Here is a 14066-nt window from a genome sequence, read left to right as displayed (position 1 = left end):
CGGGCGACACCCGCTTGAAAGACTGTGCAATGACGATCAACCGCCGCGATGCCCTGAAGAACGCCCTGAAACTCGCAGGATCGGGTGCGACGCTCGCGCTGCCGGCGGTTTCGGCACATGCGGCAGGGCAGGCGAAGGCGCGCTTCGATCACGGCGTGGCGAGCGGCGATCCCTCGATCGACGGCGCGATCCTGTGGACCCGCGCGACGCCGGCCGACCTCGCTCAAGCCGCGGACATCACGCTGACGTGGCACGTTGCCGAGACGGAAGGCGGCACGCCGATCCGCTCGGGCAGCGTCAAGGCGCGGGCGGCGCGCGACTTCACGGCGAAGGTCCAGGCTACGGGGCTCCAGCCGGGTCGCGACTATCGCTACTGGTTCGATGCGGCGGACGGTACGCGTTCGCCGGTCGGTCGGTTCCGGACGCTGCCGAAGGGCAAGGTCGCCGATGTCGTGATGGCGGTGGTCTCGTGCCAGCTCTACGCGGGCGGGCTGTTCAACGCGTACGACGCGATCGCCAAGCTCGAACGGCTCGATGCGGTGGTGCACCTGGGCGACTACATCTACGAATATGGCGCTGAAGGGTACGGCGCTGAGATCGCGAAGAAGATCGGTCGGATCGTCGAGCCGGCGCACGAGATCGTCAGCCTCGCCGACTACCGGATGCGCCACGCGCAGGTGAAACGCGACGTCGACATGCAGGCCGCCCACGCCCGAGCCGCGTTCATCTGCGTCTGGGACGACCACGAAGTCGCCAACGACGACTGGATGCACGGCGCCGAGAATCACGATCCCAAGACCGAGGGCGATTGGGAAAAACGCAAGGCCGCGGCGATGCAGGCCTATTTCGAATGGATGCCAATCCGCGAACCACTCCCCGACCACCCCTGGGCCGCCATAAACCGCAGCTTCGATTTTGGAGATCTCGCCACCCTGGTGATGGTCGAGACGCGCCTCCTCGCCCGTAGCCAGCAGGTCGACGCCAAGGGCGAGGGGATCGCACCCGCGGACTATGCGCCGATGATGGCCGAACGCGCGTTGCCGAACCGCGAACTGCTAGGGCCGGCGCAACTCGGCTGGGTCGAGAAGACGATGGCGACCTCGGTCGCGGCGGGAAAGCCGTGGCAAGTGCTCGGTAACCAGGTCGTGATGGCGAAGGTCGCCGGGCCGGACATGGAGAAGCAGCTAGGGCCGGAGCGCTTCGCCGCGACGATGGCGAAACTGCCAGCGATGTGGCGCGATCGGCTTGCGGCGGGGATCGCGTCGTACCGTGCCGGCCTCCCGTTCAACTTCGATAGCTGGGACGGCTATCCGCCAGCCCGTGAGCGTCTGTACGCCGCGTTCCGTCGCGCGAAGTCGCGGCCGATCGTGCTCTCGGGCGACAGCCACGCGGCATGGGCAAACGATTTGCATGACGCTTCGGGTAGGCTCGTCGCCGCCGAATTCGGCTGCACCGCGATCACCAGCCCGTCCTACGGTTCTTTGCTGCCCGGCATCGGCACGCTGATCGCAGACGCCAACCAAGGCGAGGTCCGGTTCTGCGACCAGGACCGCAAGGGCTTCCTGCTGCTAACGCTGACCCCGGAAGACGCGATCGGTGACTTTCGCACGGTTTCGACGATCTTCGCCAAGCCGTATGAGCACGCGAGCGTCAAACGGTTCCGCGCGCTGGCAACAAAGACAGACACGCCACTTCAGGATATGATCTGATCGAACGCCTTGCCAGCGTCGTCCGCTATGCCTTGGGTGTGCGGCGCAGGATGTAGATGTCCATGATCCAGCCGTGCCGAGCGCGTAGGGTAGCGCGCTCGGCGGCAATGACCGCAGAGACGTCTGCGAGCCCGCCGGCTACCAGCGCTTGGTGCGCCATGCCGAGGTACGCACCCCACCAAATCATGACGCCGTCCGGTGCCACCGTCTCGAACGCGTAGCCGCCATCGAGCATGATCGCAAGCGTATCGACGCCGTCGGGCCAGCCGCCCTCGCGGAGGCGACGGCCGGTCGTGATGAGAACCGGAGCGCCGAGATCGTTGAGCGGGATCGCGTGCGCCGCGGTCAGCGCCTGGAGGCTGGTGATGCCCGGAACGACCGTCACCGCGAGGAGCATCCCGGCTGCGCGCAAGCGATCGGCAATGCGCAGCGTACTATCGTACAGCGACGGATCACCCCAGACGAGGAGCGCGACAGTCCCGCCGTCTGGCATGTGCATCGAGATCTGTTCGGCCCAAACCGCCGCGATTGCATCATGCCAAAGGTCGACCGCGTTCAGGTATGGGGCCTCGGCGTCGCGTTCGGGAAGGTCGAACTCAACGACCCGGGTCGATCCCAGCAGGATGTCGGCGCAGATCGTCCGCCGCAGGTCTATCAGGTCGGACTTGGCGTCGCCTTTGCGCGGCAGAAGGATCAAGTCGGCGGCGTTCATCGCGGCAATTGCAGCCCGCGTCAGATGATCGGGATTGCCGGTGCCGATGCCGATAAGGCGCAGGTCTATCATTCGCCGTCCATCAGTGGACCGTAGAGGATCAGCGCCGGTTTGCTGGAGAAACCGGACGCCAGTTGCGCCGCGAGGTCCACGATCGTCGAACGCGTAAGGGTCTGATCGGGGTGGCCGACATTCTCGGCGATCAGTGCGGGTGTGTCGGGCGACAGGCCGTGTGAAACAAGCGATGCAGCCAGCGAGGGGAACGTACGCTTGGGCATGAAGACGACGGTCGTCGCGTCCTTGTCGGCAAGCGCGGCCATGTTCAGCTCTTCAGGCAGGTCGCCGGTGATGTCATGCCCAGTGACGAACTGGACCCGGCGAGCACGAAGCCGCCGGGTCAGCGGGATCTGGGCCGCGGCGGCGGCAGCACTGGCTGCGCTGATGCCGGGGACGATCTCGAACGGGATGCCGGCCGTCCTCAGTGCCACGATCTCTTCTTCGAGGCGGCCGAACATGCCGCAATCGCCTGACTTCAGGCGGACGACGCGGATACCGGTCTGTGCGTATTCTACCAGAAGTTGCGACACGTGCGCTTGGCTGGGGGAGGGGCGGCCCGCACGTTTGCCTACGGCCACGAAGTCCGCACCGGGACGAGCGTGACCCAGCACAGCACCTGACGACAGATCGTCGAACAGCACAGCGTCCGCCGCCTGCAACCTTGCGACCGCTTTCAAAGTCAGCAATTCGGGATCGCCGGGTCCGGAGCCGACGAATGAAACGAAACCCGTCATGCGGCCGCGATCAGATGAAAGAAGCTACCGCTGACGTGGCCGCGATAAGACCCGGTTTCGGGAACCGGAGTACCCTCCGCATCCGCGACGTTCGCAAGCGCCGCGTCGGGTTGCTCGACGATCGTCGAATAGTGGAATTCATGCCCGGCGAGCCCGGCTCCCGCCGTGAACCCGCCCATCGGCGCTAGCAACGTCGCGCTGCGATAGCCCAGATGCATCTTGCGCCGTGCATAGCTGGTGACGAGACCGAGTAGCCCTGCCATCCGATGACGTGTTCCATCGGCGTCGATCAGTCCCTCGCCGAGTGCCATGTACCCGCCACACTCGCCGTGGATGGGCCGGGTCTCCGCATGCTTACGAAGCGCTGCACGGAACCTGTGCGCCTCGGCGAGCTTGCCGACGTGGAGTTCGGGGTATCCGCCCGGCAGCCATACGAAGTCTGCATCGGGCGCTGGGATTTCGTCCGCGAGCGGCGAAAACGGCAGGATTTCGGTGCCTGCGCGTCGCCACCCTTCCAGCACGTGCGCGTAGGTGAAAGAGAACGCAGCGTCCTGCGCCAGCGCTATCCGCTGTGCCGGAGGACGGATCCATGTCGGCTCGGGGCTCGTCCGATCGACCGCGCCAGCTGCGTCGCGAAGCCTTGCGATATCGACGTGCGTCCGAAGAAAGGCCGCATACTCGCCGATCCGTGCATCGAGGTCGGGATGCTCCGCCGCTTGCACGAGTCCCAGATGGCGTTCGGGCAGCTTCAGGTCGCCCCGCCGCGGCAGCGCGCCGAACACGCGGATGCCGACCGCCTCCATTCCGCTGCGCGCGAGGCGCTCGTGACGGGCGCTGGCGACGCGGTTGAGGATGACCCCTGCGATGGGAACGGTCGGATCGTAGCGGCTGAAACCCAGCGCCGTGGCAGCGGCGGATTGCGCCTGGCCAGACACGTCGATCACCAGCACGACCGGCCAGCCCATTCGCCGCGCGATGTCGGCGCTGGCGCCGTTACCGGTTGCGCCCAGCTTCGCGACGCCGTCGAACAGCCCCATTGATCCTTCCGCAAGCGCGAAGTCGGCGTCGTCGGCGTTGCCCGCGAGCGTGTCGAGCATCGCGGCGGGCATCGACCAGCTATCGAGGTTGAACGACGCGCGGCCGCTGGCGGCGCGGTGGAAGGCGGGGTCGATATAGTCGGGACCGCTCTTGAACGGCTGGACCGCGACGCCGTCGTCGCGGAGTGCACGGAGCAGGCCGAGCATGACCGTGGTCTTGCCGGTGCCGGAGGCTGGGGCGGCGATCATCAGGCCGGGGATCATGCAAGGTTTCCCGCAAACTTCGATTCCGCCGATTGCGGTCGGAAACGGCGGTCGTATCCTTGGGCATACAGGCTACTTTCGGCGAAATCGCGCGCCGCAAGCGCTTGGCCGACCAGGATCAACGCGGTCCGATCGGGCTTGCCCGCGATGGCATCGGCGATTGTTGCGAGCGTGGCGCGCGCGATCTGCTGGTCCGGCCAGCTCGCGCGCCAGACGATCGCGACCGGGCAATCCGCGCCGTAAGCCGGCGTGAGATCCGCGACAACCTGGGCGAAATTATGCACCGACAAATGGATCGCGAGCGTCGCCCCGGTCGCGGCGAACGTGGCGAGGTTTTCGGTCGGCGGCATCGTGCTGGCGCGGCCGGGCGTGCGGGTCAGCACCACCGACTGCACGAGTTCGGGCAGCGTCAGCTCGACCTCCAGCGCGGCGGCAGCGGCGGCGAAGGCAGGCACGCCGGGGGTGATCGTGAACGGAATGGCCAGCGCGCGGAGTCGGCGGAGTTGCTCGCCCATCGCCGACCAGATCGAAAGGTCGCCGGAATGGAGCCGCGCGACGTCGTGGCCGGCGTCGTGCGCAGCCTGGATCTCGGCGATGATCTGGTCGAGCGACAGCGGCGCAGTGTTGACGATGCGCGCATCGGCCGGACAATGATCGAGCATCGCCGTCGGGATCAGCGAGCCGGCGTACAGGCAGACGGGCGATCCGGCGATCCGGTCGCGGCCCCTGAGCGTGAGGAGATCGGGCGCTCCGGGACCCGCGCCGATGAAGTGAACGGTCATTGGGCAGGTCCTTCGGTGTCCGATCGCGCGAGGGCGCAGGTCGCCGTTCGATCGGGCGATATGTGACGCGTCGTCAACAGCCGCGCGCCAGGACCGGCAGCGGCGAGCGCCGCGGCCTCGGCGACGCTGCCGGTGGCGCGGGCCTTCAGGCTGGCGGGCGATTGGGTCGGCGTTGGCGTCGACTGCAGCGCGCCGGGCGATACCGCGATCATCGCTATCCCCATGGCCTCAGCGAGCGGCGACACGAGCGCGAGCTTGTCACGCGGCGCGGCGAGCGCGGTGACCGGAGGCTGGCCTTGCTGCGCGCTGGCAAGTGCCGCGCGTATCGCTCCCAAATCCGCACCCGTGCGCCATCCGAAGCCTGCGACGATCACGCGGTGACGCTCCATTGCACGACCGGATAGCGCGCGCGCCAGCCGCGGCGATTGCCGATCGACGTCGCGTCCGACAATTCGATACGCAGGAGCGTGCCCCCCTTCAGCCCCTGCCAGCGGATAAGCAGTGCCTCGGATTCGAGCGTGACCGCATTGGCCACCAGGCGGGTGCCGGTGACGAGCTTCGTCCAGACATGATCCAGCAACGCCTCCGAGAGGCCGCCACCGATGAATACCGCGTTGGGTGGCGCATGGCCCTCGAGCACACCCGGTGCCCGACCCTTGACGACCGTCAGGCGATCCACCCCCAGCGCAGCCGCATTCGCGCGCGCACGGGCGGCGCGGACCGGGTCCGCCTCGAACGCGATCGCCTGCATAGAGGCGTCGGACAACAGCCATTCGATACCGATCGAACCCGCGCCCGCGCCGATATCCCACAATGTCTCGCCCGGTCTCGGCGCGAGCGCGGACAGGGTCAGCGCGCGGATCGGGCTCTTGGTGATCTGGCCGTCATGCTCGAACCACGTATCCGGCAAACCCGCGACCTGGGGCATCGCGTCGCCCGTGCCGGCGAACACGACCCCGACCGCCACGGGGTGTGCGACATCGTCGAGATCGAGCCCCGCCGCCGTCGTTTCGCGAATCCGTTCGCTGGGGCCGCCCAGCGCTTCGAGGACGTGCAAACGCGAATCCCCAAAGCCGAGATCACCGATATACCGCGCCAACGCGGCAACGGCGTCACCGTCGCGAACCAGCACTAGCGCACGGCGTCCGGTCGCAACATGCCGGCGCAGGCGCGTGAATGCCGCTGCGTGAAGGCCGAGGCACGCGGTGTCCTCGATCGGCCAACCGAGACGTGCCGCGGCAAGGCTGAACGTCGATGGCACCGGATGCGCGATCCACTCGCCCGGGGCGAGATGACGGGTGATGCTGGTGCCGCCGCCGAACCAGAACGGATCGCCGGAGACGAGCATGACGACGCTGCGACCACGATGCGTCAGCAAAGCCGCTATCCCCTGGTCGAACGGGACTGGCCACGGCACGACCTCGCCCGTAAGATCGGGGAGCAGCGCCAGATGCCGGGTCGCACCGGTCACGAGATCGGCGCCGGCGAGCGCCGCTTTTGCCGGCGCGGACAGGCCAGCCATGCCGTCTTCGCCGATCCCGACGATCGTCAGCCAGGGAGTGTCAGCCATGTCGAACATCCTGGTTCTGGGCGGCACGACCGAAGCGAGTGCGCTGGCCGTGCTGCTGGCCGGGCGAGGCGATGCGGCCGTGTTGAGCTACGCCGGGCGCGTCGCCAGCCCGAGGGCACAGCCGATCCCGGTGCGGATAGGCGGCTTTGGCGGCGTCGAAGGGCTGACGGAATATCTGCGCGATCACGGCGTGACGCATCTGGTGGACGCGACGCATCCGTTCGCGGCGCGAATGAGCGCGAATGCCGTCCTCGCCGCAGGCCGCGCGGGTGTGCAGCATATCGCCTTGACGCGACCGCCTTGGGCCGAAGTCACGGGCGATCGATGGACGCGGGTCGCCAATATCGAGGCGGCCGTAACCGCACTCGCCGGGCCATCGCGGCGCGTGATGCTGGCACTCGGCCGGATGCATGTCGACGCGTTCGCAGCGCAACCGCAGCACGATTATCTGCTGCGGTTCGTCAATGTGCCCGATCATCCGTCCGGCTTGCCGCGGCATCATCTCGTGGTGAGTCGCGGTCCATTCGATGTCGAGGGTGATCGGCGTTTGCTGGCGACGCACGGCATCGAGGTCGTCGTCTGCAAGAATGCGGGCGGGTCGGGCGCGCAGGCCAAGCTGGGCGCGGCCCGTGCGCTCGGGCTGCCGGTGATCATGATCGATAGGCCGACCCTGCCGACTCGCCTCGAGGTGCATGCGGCGGAGGACGTGCTGCGCTGGCTCGATCATGGTGCCGACCGGGGCGTGTAGAGGATCGGGCCTGCCGGACGGTCGATGATCCGGGTGAGGCTGGAGCCGATGATGATCAACGTGCGCATGTCAGCCATCTCCGCTCGGGCTTCGGTGAGCGGAACGATGCGGAGGGTTTCCTCGGGCGTCGAGACGGCGCGGGCGAACAGCACGGTGCGGTCGTCGCCACAGGTCTCGCGGAGGACCTCGAAGATGCGGATCAGGGCGTCGGGGCGCGCCTTCGATCGCGGGTTGTAGAAGGCGATCGCGAAGTCGGCTTCGGCGGCGAGGCGCACGCGACGTGCGATCAGCGGCCAGGGTTTGAGATTGTCGGAAAGGTTGATCGCGCAGAAATCATGGCCGAGCGGAGCGCCGGCGCGGGCGCTTGCGGCGAGCATCGCGGTAATGCCGGGCAGCACGCGGATGTCGAGTTCGCGCCATTCTTGGGGGCCGGCTTCGAGCGCTTCGAACACCGCGGCGGCCATCGCGAACACGCCGGGATCGCCCGAGGATACGACGACCACGCGGTGGCCTTGGGCTGCGAGCTTGAGAGCGTGCGTGGCCCGGTCGAGTTCGATGCGGTTGTCGGTCGGGTGGAGTGTGAGGCCGTCGCGGGGGGCGACGCGCGCGACGTAGGGAATGTAGCCGATGACGTCGGTCGCTTCGGCGAGCGCCGCGGTGACTTCGGGCGTCACGAGGTTTGGATCGCCCGGGCCGAGCCCTGCGATAGCGAGCGAGCCGGTCATGGGCGGCGCCCCTGGCCATGGATCAGCAGGATCGAGAAATAGGGTGTGATAGCATCCGCCTCGCAGAGCCGCGTGACACGCTGATCGGCCATCGCGGCGTATTCGACCAGCCATGCCTCGCTCTCGCGTCCGGCGGCGGCGACGGCGCGGCGGAGCTTGGCGAGGTGACGGCCGATCTTCATCACCACCAGCGCGTCGGTGTCGCGGATGCGGCGGACCAGATCCTCCTCGGGGAGCGTGCCCATAAGGACGGTCAGCACGTCGTCGCCCCAGGTGATCGGTGCTCTGCTGGCGGTCCAGGCGCCGGACATGCCGGTGATGCCGGGGACGACCTGCACCGGCGCGATCGTCTGGAGGCGGGTGTAGAGGTGCATGAACGAGCCGTAGAAGAACGGGTCGCCTTCGCAGAGTACGACGACGTCTTCGCCGGCGCGTGCAAGCGTCGCAAGGTGATCGATGCAGCCTTCGTAGAATGCCGACAGGCAGTCGTTGTAGCGAGGGTCGGAGACCGGGATCTCCGTGGTTACGGGGTATTCCATCGGGAACTCGATCACGTCGACGCGGAGCATGCCGTCGACGATCTTTCGTGCCTGACCGGGGCGCCCGGCTTTGCGGAAATAGGCGATATGACGCGCGCTGCGGACCAGGCGATCCGAACGGACGCTCATCAGGTCCTGCGCACCCGGTCCCAAGCCTACGCCGTGAATCGTGCCAGGCGTCATTCGGTGCCGCTCGCGAGCGCGTTGACCGCGGCGACGGTGATCGCGCTGCCGCCCATCCGGCCCTCGACGACGACGCACGGCACGGGTTGGTCGGTCCAGAGTGCCGCCTTCGATTCGACCGCGCCGACAAAGCCTACGGGGCAGCCGATGATCGCCGCCGGGCGCGGACAATCGGGGTCTTCGAGCATGTTGAGCAGGTGGAACAACGCGGTGGGCGCGTTGCCGATCGCGACGACCGCGCCGGCGAGATGCGGGCGCCAGAGTTCGAGTGCTGCGGCCGAGCGGGTGTTGCCCATCGTACGCGCTAGCTCGGGCGTTTCTGGGGCATGGAGCGTGCAGATGATGTGGTTGTCTGCGGGCAATCTGGCGCGCGTGATCCCTTCCGTGACCATGCGCGCGTCGCAGAGGATCGGCGCGCCGGCTTGCAGTGCGCGGCGTGCTTCGGTGGCGAAATTGGGCGTGAAGCGGATATGTGGGGCTAGGCCGACCAGTCCCGCTGCGTGGATCATGCGGACGGCGACGGGCTCTTCTTCGGGCGAGAACCGGGCGAGGTCGGCCTCCGCGCGGATCATCGCGAAGGACTGGCGGTAGATCGCCGCGCCGTCGGTTTCATAGGCGTACGGCATTCAGGCGGCTCCGAAATGAGCGAGGATCTGCGCGGCGTCGAGGCCTGCGCGGAAGGGTGGTGCGCCGGCACGCGCGTTGAAGGCGAGGTCGTAACGGCCTTCGCGCCCGGTCAGCGTTACGTCGGCGGGGGCGGCTCGCGCGCATCCCTTGGCGCATCCGGAGACGTGGAGCCGGCCTGCGATGTGAGGGGCCAGGCGGTGCGCGAGACTGCGGGTTTCGACAGTGGCTTGTGGACAGGCCGATGCGCCGACACAGGCATCCGTGCGGAGTAACGGCGATAAAGGATCGGTGATGAAGTCGGCGGGGTCGGGCTGTACCGCGAGCGCCCCCTCCGTTTCGCAGATGACGATGTGCCAAGGAGTCAGACGGATAGCTTCGATGGCGGTTTCGGCCTCGATGAATCGAGTCAGCGCCATCGCCGAGACGCGGCCAAATGGCAGGCCGAGCGCGATGCCGAGCGGATGCTGGCCGGGTTTGACATGGGGCGCGGCAGCTGCGGGCGTCGTCGTTCCGGTGGCCCACTCGGGGAGAGGTGCGTCGTATCTTGCCATGCGACCGCTCGCCGTGCCGCCGCTTTCGACGAACCAGCGGGCCAGCGCGATCAGGTGATAGACTTCGCTGCCGGGCGACAACGGTGCGCCAAGGTCTCGGCCGTCTGCGCGAAGGATCAATCGACCGGATGCGGTGCGTTCGACGCGGAAGTCGGCGGGCGCGTCTTGCAGCACTGGTGCAGCGCCGGCGTCGATCGCGAAACCGACCTTGCCGGGAAGATCCGGCAGCTCCGACAGTCGGGCGCGCAGCTCCCCGGCGATGCGGTGGGTGTCGTCGCCTGTGCGCCAGACGGGTGTGACGAGGATGTTGGCGCGGGCCTCTCGGGTTTGGACCCGGTCGATCAGGCCGAGATCGAGGAGCGTGTCGATCAGCGGGCGCCAGCTTTCCTCGCGAACGCCGCGGATCTGCAGGTTGGCGCGGGTGGTGGCGTCGATCTGGCCGTTGCCGTGCTGCGTCGTGGCTTCAGCAAGGCCCAGAACCTGCGTGCGGGTCAGGCGACCGAGCGGGGGACGGACGCGAACGAGCAGGCCGTCGCCGGCCATCATCGGACGCCAAGCGTCGGGGCACCAGCCTTTGACGACGAACCCGGTCATGCCGGCAGGTCCAGCGCTGCGAGGATCGAGTTGCGGCGGGTCGGCCACAGATCGGCGGCGTGGAGCGCTGCAAAGCGCGCCTGCATCGCGGCCAGCGCGCCGGGGTTGGCTTTGGCAAGGAAGGCGTGGACGTCGTCGCGGCCTAGGGTGGCGTCGTAATAGAGGTCGATCAGTTCGGGGCGGACCGCGCTGGCGAGATGCGCGAAGGCGCCGAGATGATCGAGCGTGGCGGCGATCTCCGCACCGCCGCGGAATCCGTGGCGCATCATGCCGTCTACCCAGCCGGGGTGGGCGGCGCGGGCATGGACGACGCGGGCGATCTCTTCCTTGAATGGGCGGGCTTTGGCTTGGGACGGGTCTCTCGCGTCGAGATGGTAGAGAGTGGCGCTTCCCCCGGCGACCGATTGCGCGGCGGCGAAGCCTGCTTCGTGCGCGGCGTAGTCTGCGGCGAGCAGCAGGTCGGTCTCGGGCAGATCCTGGACGTGGACGAAGGCGACGGCAGCGGCGACACGGTCGCGGATGCCGGCCGGGTCGAAGCTGTCGCTGCCGTCATCCAACGCGTGGCTGGAGGCGGATAGCCAAGCCTTGCCAGCGGTCAGGCGCGCCTCCGGCGTGTAGGTTTCGGCGGCGTCACCCATGCTCAGGCCGTAGCGGCCGGGTTCGGGGCCGTAGACGCGCGGTGTTGGCTCGTGGCCGACGAACGGGTTCCAGTCCGCGGGCTCGTCGCGTGCGGCCAAGGCTCGGACGGCTTGGCCAAACATCGTGCAGAGCGTCGGGAAGGCATCGCGGAACAGGCCTGAGACGCGCAGCGTGACGTCGATGCGAGGACGGTCGAAGTTCGCCAGTGGTAGAATCTCGACGCCCGTGACGCGGTCGGACTGCATGTCCCAGATCGGTTCCGCGCCGAGCAGGTGGAGCGCCATCGCGAACTCTTCGCCGGCTGTCCGCATCGTCGCGGAAGCCCAGAGATCGACGACGAGATTGTGGGGGTAGTCGCCGTGGTCCTGCAGATGGCGGCGGACGAGTTCGTCGGCGAGCTTCACGCCTTGGGTATGCGCGGCGCGTGATGGGACTGCACGGGGATCGGTCGTGTAGAGGTTGCGGCCGGTCGGGAGGACGTCGGCGCGGCCTCGCCAGGGCGAGCCGGAGGGGCCGGGTGCGACGCGTTTGCCTTTGAGCGCGGACAGGAGACCGGCGCGTTCAGCGGCGCCGTGCTCGCCGCGGCCGTAGATGTGGAGGCCGTCGCCATACTGGCTCTCCTTCACGTCGCAGACGAAGGTGTCGATGCGGGTGATCGCGTCGGCCTGGGACTGTGTGTCGTCGAGGCCCAGCGTTGCGGCGAGGCCGGTGGCAGTGGCTTCGTCGCGGATGTCGCGTTGCAGGCGGTCGCGGCGGGCTGGATCGAGGCCATCGGCGTTGGAGAATTCGTCGAGCAGCGCTTCGAGGCGCCCCAGACCTGCGCCGGTGCGGGTGCGTTCGAGCGGTGGCGGGACGTGGCCGAGCGTCACTGCGCCGATGCGGCGTTTGGCTTGGGCCGCTTCGCCGGGGTCGTTGACGATGAACGGGTAGATGACGGGCAGCGCGCCGGTGAGCGCTTCAGGCCAGCAGGCGTCCGACAGCGCGACCGACTTGCCGGGTAGCCATTCGAGCGTGCCGTGCGCGCCGACATGGACGATCGCGTCGGTGCCTCGTGTGCGAAGCCAGAGGTAGAAGGCGACATAGGCGTGGCAGGGGCAGCGCGAGAGGTCGTGATATTCCTCCGTGCGGTGTTCGGTTCGGCCGCGCTCGGGTTGGAGCGCCACGAGCGCCCCGCCTTGGTCGATCGCGGTGAAGGTGAAGTCTTCGGTGGGGTCGGCCCAGGTTTCCTGGAGATCATTCCGCAGGGCTTCGGGGAGCTGCGCGAGGGCTTTGCGATACTCGGCGAGCGGCCAGTTTATGCGTGACGTAGCGAGATCGCCTACGTCGGGGGTCATCGCGTAGCCGGCTTCGGTAAGATCGGCGAGGATGGCTTGGGTGGAGGCGAGCGCGTCGAGGCCGACCGCGTGCGCCATCTGGTATGCCTTGCCTGGGTAGGTCGAGAGGACGATCGCGATGCGGTGGTCCGCTACGGGTTTGCTGGCGAGTTTCGTCCAGGCTTCGATACGCGCTGCGATGGCGGTGATGCGTGCTGGGTCGGCGCGGTGTTCGCGGCGGGTATATTCGAGGTCACCATCGCGGGCGGCGGCTTCCTTGAAGCTGGCGACGCCGGCGAACAGGCGACCGTCCACTTCGGGAAGGACGACGTGCATGGCAAGGTCGGCTGGGGACAGGCCTCGCGTTGCGCCGAGCCATGCCGCGTGGTCGGAGGTAGCCAGCGCGATCTGGAAGACGGGGACGTTGGCGGCGTCGAGCGGCGTGGTATCGGTGGCGCCGCGTGCGGAAAAGGCGGTGGCGTTGACGATCGCGGCGGGGCTCAGGGCTTCGACCCAGCGGGTTAGCCAGCCGGCTGCGTCGGGCGCTTTCAATGAGGGAGCAAACAGGCCGAGGACGTCGAAACCTCGCGCGGTCAGTTCCGCGTGGAGCGCTTCGATCGGATGCAGGTCGGCAGCGGTGAGGTAGGAACGGTAGAAGACGATCAGCACGCGGGGGCGGTCCGCGCTGAGCGCAAATACGGCCGGGCAGGTCACGCCGTCACGCGGTTCCCAGCCGCCAACATCGGCGATCGCGCGGACGCCGGTGACGGGCCCCGCGTAACAGCCTGACGCGAGCGCGAACTGGGCCAGCGCCGCTTGGGCCGCGACCGCGCCGCCGGTGTCGCAAAGGTTCGCCAAGCGGCGGAGTGTGGAGAGCGGGATCGTCGAGGCGGCGCCCAGTCGCGTGTCGATGCGACCGTCTGCGGCGAGGACGGCTAGCGCAATACCCTTCTCCCGCGCGAGGCTTTCGACTTGTTGCAGACCATAGCTCCAGTACGACCGCCCGCCGATCAGCCGGATCAGGATGCCCTTCGCGCTGGATAAAGTCTGCTCAATGTAGGTGTCGACCGACAGCGGATGCTGGAGCGCGGTCAGGTTCGCGAGGCGTAGCGACGGCAATCGGCTTCCGGTCGCGTCCGCACGTCTCCAGCCCGCGGCGAATGCGCCGAGGTCGCCGTCGGAGAAGGACAGGACGACGAGGTCCGCAGGCGTTTGAGCGAGGTCCTGCGGGACCGCGCTTTCCTCCAGCCCGTGGGTCTCGCGGAAGACGACGTGCATCGTG

The 14066-nt window shown here is 68.0% G+C and carries 13 protein-coding genes; 2 read left to right on the top strand and 11 right to left on the bottom strand.

Annotated features, from left to right (window positions below; all coding sequences use genetic code 11):
* Nucleotides 1-29: 29 nt before the first annotated feature.
* Entirely contained in the window at nt 30-1709 is a 1680-nt protein-coding gene (locus AC3D24_RS05005) for an alkaline phosphatase D family protein (RefSeq protein ID WP_489028759.1), read from the top strand.
* A 25-nt stretch (nt 1710-1734) separates the two neighbouring features.
* Here AC3D24_RS05005 and cobF read toward each other — a convergent pair whose 3' ends face one another.
* From cobF to cbiE, 6 genes are read right to left on the bottom strand one after another with little or no spacing between them, the layout of a single operon-like run.
* Nucleotides 1735-2493 carry a precorrin-6A synthase (deacetylating) gene (cobF, locus tag AC3D24_RS05000; protein ID WP_489028757.1) on the bottom strand — a complete coding sequence of 253 codons (759 nt, stop codon included), beginning with the start codon at nt 2491-2493 and terminating at the stop codon, nt 1735-1737.
* The gene (gene cobA / locus AC3D24_RS04995) at nt 2490-3212 is read right to left on the bottom strand and encodes a uroporphyrinogen-III C-methyltransferase (RefSeq protein WP_489028755.1); all 723 of its coding nucleotides are present in this window, start codon (nt 3210-3212) and stop codon (nt 2490-2492) included. Before cobA ends, cobF begins: the two co-directional genes overlap by 4 nt.
* Nucleotides 3209-4513 carry a cobyrinic acid a,c-diamide synthase CobB gene (locus AC3D24_RS04990; protein ID WP_489028753.1) on the bottom strand — a complete coding sequence of 435 codons (1305 nt, stop codon included), beginning with the start codon at nt 4511-4513 and terminating at the stop codon, nt 3209-3211. The genes cobA and AC3D24_RS04990 overlap by 4 nt, the downstream gene beginning before the upstream one ends.
* Entirely contained in the window at nt 4510-5295 is a 786-nt protein-coding gene (cobM, locus tag AC3D24_RS04985; protein ID WP_489028751.1) for a precorrin-4 C(11)-methyltransferase, read from the bottom strand. Before cobM ends, AC3D24_RS04990 begins: the two co-directional genes overlap by 4 nt.
* Nucleotides 5292-5669 carry a cobalamin biosynthesis protein gene (locus AC3D24_RS04980; protein WP_489028749.1) on the bottom strand — a complete coding sequence of 126 codons (378 nt, stop codon included), beginning with the start codon at nt 5667-5669 and terminating at the stop codon, nt 5292-5294. Before AC3D24_RS04980 ends, cobM begins: the two co-directional genes overlap by 4 nt.
* The gene (gene cbiE / locus AC3D24_RS04975) at nt 5666-6865 is read right to left on the bottom strand and encodes a precorrin-6y C5,15-methyltransferase (decarboxylating) subunit CbiE (protein WP_489028747.1); all 1200 of its coding nucleotides are present in this window, start codon (nt 6863-6865) and stop codon (nt 5666-5668) included. The genes AC3D24_RS04980 and cbiE overlap by 4 nt, the downstream gene beginning before the upstream one ends.
* Here cbiE and AC3D24_RS04970 point away from each other — a divergent pair.
* A complete protein-coding gene (locus AC3D24_RS04970; RefSeq protein ID WP_489028745.1) occupies nt 6864-7613 on the top strand; it encodes a cobalt-precorrin-6A reductase in 750 nt (249 codons plus the stop codon). The two genes, cbiE and AC3D24_RS04970, sit on opposite strands and share 2 nt — an antisense overlap.
* Here AC3D24_RS04970 and cobJ read toward each other — a convergent pair.
* The 5 genes from cobJ to cobN are packed head-to-tail and all read right to left on the bottom strand — an operon-like array spanning nt 7589 to nt 14062.
* A complete protein-coding gene (gene cobJ / locus AC3D24_RS04965) occupies nt 7589-8338 on the bottom strand; it encodes a precorrin-3B C(17)-methyltransferase (RefSeq protein ID WP_489028743.1) in 750 nt (249 codons plus the stop codon). The two genes, AC3D24_RS04970 and cobJ, sit on opposite strands and share 25 nt — an antisense overlap.
* Entirely contained in the window at nt 8335-9060 is a 726-nt protein-coding gene (gene cobI / locus AC3D24_RS04960) for a precorrin-2 C(20)-methyltransferase (RefSeq protein WP_489028742.1), read from the bottom strand. The genes cobJ and cobI overlap by 4 nt, the downstream gene beginning before the upstream one ends.
* A complete protein-coding gene (locus AC3D24_RS04955) occupies nt 9057-9686 on the bottom strand; it encodes a precorrin-8X methylmutase (RefSeq protein WP_489028740.1) in 630 nt (209 codons plus the stop codon). The genes cobI and AC3D24_RS04955 overlap by 4 nt, the downstream gene beginning before the upstream one ends.
* Nucleotides 9687-10832, bottom strand: coding sequence for a precorrin-3B synthase (cobG, locus tag AC3D24_RS04950; RefSeq protein ID WP_489028738.1), 1146 nt, complete (start codon nt 10830-10832; stop codon nt 9687-9689).
* Complete coding sequence (gene cobN / locus AC3D24_RS04945) at nt 10829-14062, bottom strand: cobaltochelatase subunit CobN (RefSeq protein ID WP_489028737.1); 3234 nt, start codon at nt 14060-14062, stop codon at nt 10829-10831. The genes cobG and cobN overlap by 4 nt, the downstream gene beginning before the upstream one ends.
* Between the last annotated feature and the right edge of the window lie 4 nt (nt 14063-14066).

It is taken from the genome of Sphingomonas sp. SL1004, from assembly GCF_057815015.1.
This window is presented reverse-complemented; position numbering and strand designations above follow the sequence as displayed.